Source organism: Flammeovirga sp. OC4 (assembly GCF_000812565.1).
Taxonomy (GTDB): domain Bacteria; phylum Bacteroidota; class Bacteroidia; order Cytophagales; family Flammeovirgaceae; genus Flammeovirga.
In genome coordinates this window covers 1-4118 of sequence record NZ_JTAM01000139.1, presented here as the reverse complement: position 1 = coordinate 4118, position 4118 = coordinate 1, and the positions used below count along the sequence as shown (strand labels likewise).

Sequence of the window (4118 nt, the reverse complement as noted above, 5' to 3'; positions counted from 1 at the left end):
ACGATAATTTAGTTTACAGTGTATTTACTTACTCTCTTTTTCCAACTGTCTATGGAAATAATAAGAAGAAAGTACAAGTAAAAGACCAATAGATGAAGGTATAAATTCGCCATCATTAATATTTATATGAGCTGCCATTGCAAGTAGGATATCAAAGAAAAAACCAGCATAAGCCCATTCTTTAAGTTTTGGACTAATATTCGTCCAGATAGCGATTAAACCTAAGTATTTGGCAATAGCCAAAGGATATATGATATGGGTAGGGTAACCTAATTTGCCAAAGACCTCACTTACCATATCATACTGTGCAAAGTACATCGTAGCACTCATAAGCATCAATGCAGTAAGAAGACCTGTAGTAATTCTATATAGTAACTTTGTTGTTTTCGTGTTCATAATAAAAGAGTTTTTATAGTTCATTGTTGAGACAAATGTAATGTAAATATTTTACATGGAAAATATTTCCTAGTTTATTTTTTATATATTTGTATAAAATAGTGTGATATGGCAAATATAGACGACATAGTAAAGACAAGATTTACCAGTGATAAACATCGATTTATCACTAATATGATTTATACCGCAAATTGGATTCAGAATCAGTTTGTAGACTTTCTAAAACCATTTGGAATCTCTCCTCAGCAGTTCAATGTGTTAAGGATTTTAAGGGGAGCAAAAGAGGAGTGGGTTACAATGAATGATATAAAATCATTAATGATCGATAAAGCTCCAAATGCGACAAGGTTATCTGATAAGTTGTTGGATAAAGATTATGTAAAGAGGAAACGTAGTGAATCTGATAGAAGAATTGTTTATTTATCAATTACCACTAAAGGTTTAGCACTCCTAAAAGAAATTGACGAACATGAGGAAATGTCTAGTATTGATCGGTTTAATGGAATTTCTGAAGAAGAGGCTAAGCTTTGTAGTGAAATTATTGATAGATTGAGAGATTCATATTAATTAGAAAAATAGTTTTGTTTTACTTCTATAATAAACGAACTCAATTTTTCTTTTGAAATCTGATCAATTTCCAACACAGCCCCTTTCCAATGAGAAAGGTTTTTCCAACAACCAACCTGGAGAGGGGGGAAATTATCATAATTCATTTTATGTTGATGAATACCGTAAGCTGAAAAATAAAAATAGGGCATTTCACAAACGTTATCCTTCATGGCTAAACCAAAGCCAAAACTCATTTCTGAATTAACTTCAACATAAATTCCAGTATCAAAATGATGTGGCCATATTCTAATTTCACTTTTCAGTTGGAGGTGTTCTAATAAGAGTCCACAAGTTTCGAAAGCAGTTTTTCTCCATTTTTTCCACTCTTCAATGCCGTCAGTCGGAAGAGCAGTATACTTATTTTTTAAAAAGGAATACGTCTCAATTTCAAAATGAAGTGGAGTTTTAAAAGTATCAAAACTCAGATGATAATCATTACAAAAAGGTAAGAATGAATTTTCTATTTCTTCTTGGGTTTTATCAATTACTGAAGCTTCAAATACTACCTCCCATTTTTGGTTGTAAACCGAAAAATGAAGTGTGATAATATTCAAGCTAACAATGACCTTACCTTTTGAGGTATCAATCCAACGTCCCAAAATTCTATTCCCAATAATATCATATTGAAGGTTAGTATGACTGTCATCTTCTTTTTGGGGTACAAAAGAGCGATTAAACTTTGCAATAACTTGGGAAAGTTGATGAAGTTTTTGATCTACGTCATTATAGTGTTGTATCATAGGAAAATAGTTTTTGGTGTTACTTCAATTTAAGTAAAATCAGTGCTTTTCAATGATAAACCTGCGGTATATTTTAATATAATTGAAAGATAACCACTATTTTATCGTTGATGTAGTAGACAATCTTTTAAAACATCCATAAACATATCACCTATGGGAAAATATATCTCAATTTTTTTACTTTTCTTCTTTACCTCTGTATCTGTTTTTGCTCAACATCCTATTGAAGGAAAATGGGATACTCAAAGACACGGAACAATACTTTCCATCAAAAAAAATAAAAATATTTATGAAGGGTTTGTGAAATCAACCGGAAGTGAAAAAATAGAGGAAGGGAAACAAATGATTAGAAATATACAACCTACCAAGAATGGTTTTGAAGGAGAAATTTACAGTGTCAAACAAGATAAATGGTTGACGGCAGAATTTTATCCGGAGAAAGAAGCCATGGAAGTGAAAATATCCGTAGGCATTCTCAGTAAAACCCTCGAGTGGGAAAGGAAATAGTACTTTTAACAGCCGAAATACTTCAATGTGTTTCGGTTTTTTATTTTTGAAAAACTACTTTTGTGTCAGTACTTAAAATAGGGAACATGCAGTCGAAAAAAGAACAATTAGAAGAGCTGGAAAAGGAATATGCAAAGCATTTAAAAACTTTGGATAATGAAAAATTACCTTCCTTGAAAAAGCAACAAAAGTTTGTGAAAATAGCAAAGGAATTAGAAGAAAAGATCAAGGAGTTGAAAGGAGTATAAAAGCTTTCTGGATTTCATTTGTGATTGAAACTAAATCCATAGTTTGCACTCTTTTTAAGATTGGAAATAGAGCTTAGAAGGGTGCAAGCTGCTATTTTATGAATTTCGAGGGCTATTTTTTCAAAAAATCTTTCTTTAGCTAACATATTTATGTATTACCTTTGGGTGTGCATCGACTTCTATTGAACTAACAAAATACTCACTTATTTTTGCAAATTATTGTTTAGAAAGACTTCTTAGCTGGAATATTTTTTAATCTAACCTTAATCAAAAATTGTGATCCTATTTTTAGTTATTGATAATTCAAGTGCATTACAATTTTTAATTTTTCACAATGTAGACTATATGATAAAGCATTTAATAGTAACACTTTTTTTTATACTTTTCTCTTCTATCACTTTTTCACAAGATAAACTAACCATTTCAAAAAAAACTCAAATAATTGAATCTAAGAAAAGTATCAATCAATTTTTCAAATTGGTCGGAAAAGAAGCGACTTTTCGAGTAAGTGTGAAAGAAGAATCTAAGGTTGGAACCAGGGGTGTGGGGCGATTGATCGTTGAAGTAGAAAACCATGAGACGAAAAAAATCACAAAACATGAACTTGAAGAACACTATACGTTTTACTGGGATACATACAGTAAAAAAATCAAACGTTATTTTTATGAGGATCTTCTAGAAGATGATAAAGGTAAAGTATGGTTATTTCTATCTACTTTCTCAGAAACAAAGCATAAACTTTATCGAAGAGAATTGAAGGCGGATGGTACTCTTGGAAAAAATATTTTTGTAACGGAGAAGGATAATTTAAAAGTGACATCCGGAACCAAAGTAGCGAATTCTTTGTTTTATGCATCAGCACAACCTTATTATATTGCAATAGATGTAAAATACAAGATCAAACAATCTGAAAATAAAAAGGCTTACAGTATCATCACTTACCGTCCAGATCCTAAGAAAAAGAAAACAAAATTTGACATTGAAGTACGGGATCAAGATTTTCAGACTTTATGGAAAATGTCTAACTACCTTGATGCAGAATCAAAAAGTGCGAGCTTTAAGAATGAAGACCTTATACTTACTGATAGCGGTTTGCTTATTGGGTTAATTAAAGCTAGAAATTCAGATCAACGAAATGATATTTTTTATAAGCTCTATGTATTCCAAAAAGGTAAACAACAATACATGGATTATGTGATTTATCACGAAGAAAAAAATTTACACGGGCTCAAAATAACTGAATCTGTAGATCAACATATCATTGTCAGTGGTTTTTATAACAAAGCAAAGAGAAATAGTTATAATAGAATTGAGGGAGTTTATTTCCTAAACTTGGATACGGAACCACTTCAATTAGTAACAGAAACGTTTTCTCCTTTTACGGAGGAGCAATTAGAGCAGATTTTGGTGCCTGAAATAAGACCATTTTTTGCGAATCAAAGAAGTTTTAAATCAGGACGTGTCGCTGCAATGAAGAGGGCAAGAGCTCAAAAAAATACAACGATTGATGAAGATCATTATCTATTGAAACTCATTTCTCATAAGAATAATACTTTTACACTGGTTTCTGAAAATATTGAATCTAAGAAATTATATAGTTACCCCACTAGTTCGGACT

Annotated in this window: 6 protein-coding genes; 4 read left to right on the top strand and 2 right to left on the bottom strand. The window is 31.3% G+C overall.

All coding sequences use genetic code 11. The features are described from left to right. Positions 1-24: 24 nt before the first annotated feature. Positions 25-396: a DoxX family protein gene (locus PL77_RS29480; RefSeq protein WP_044213524.1), complete on the bottom strand. Its 372-nt coding sequence runs from the start codon at positions 394-396 to the stop codon at positions 25-27. Positions 397-504: 108 nt separating this feature from the next. Between PL77_RS29480 and PL77_RS29475 the strand changes: the two genes are divergently transcribed. Further along, positions 505-963 (top strand): MarR family winged helix-turn-helix transcriptional regulator, encoded by a 459-nt coding sequence (locus PL77_RS29475; RefSeq protein WP_044213521.1) that lies wholly within the window; start codon positions 505-507, stop codon positions 961-963. Here the strand turns inward: PL77_RS29475 and PL77_RS29470 are convergent. Continuing rightward, positions 960-1745, bottom strand: coding sequence for a hypothetical protein (locus PL77_RS29470; RefSeq protein ID WP_044213519.1), 786 nt, complete (start codon positions 1743-1745; stop codon positions 960-962). The two genes, PL77_RS29475 and PL77_RS29470, sit on opposite strands and share 4 nt — an antisense overlap. 153 nt (positions 1746-1898) lie before the next feature. Here PL77_RS29470 and PL77_RS29465 point away from each other — a divergent pair, with 153 nt between their 5' ends. The 3 genes from PL77_RS29465 to PL77_RS29460 all read left to right on the top strand — a co-directional run. After that, on the top strand, positions 1899-2252 hold the full coding sequence (locus tag PL77_RS29465) for a hypothetical protein (protein WP_044213517.1): 354 nt from the start codon (positions 1899-1901) through the stop codon (positions 2250-2252). Between the two features lie 86 nt (positions 2253-2338). Further along, a complete protein-coding gene (locus tag PL77_RS31965) occupies positions 2339-2500 on the top strand; it encodes a hypothetical protein (protein ID WP_156152606.1) in 162 nt (53 codons plus the stop codon). 345 nt (positions 2501-2845) lie between these two features. Further along, on the top strand, positions 2846-4118 hold a 1273-nt coding region (locus PL77_RS29460), incomplete at its 3' end, for a hypothetical protein (protein ID WP_156152605.1).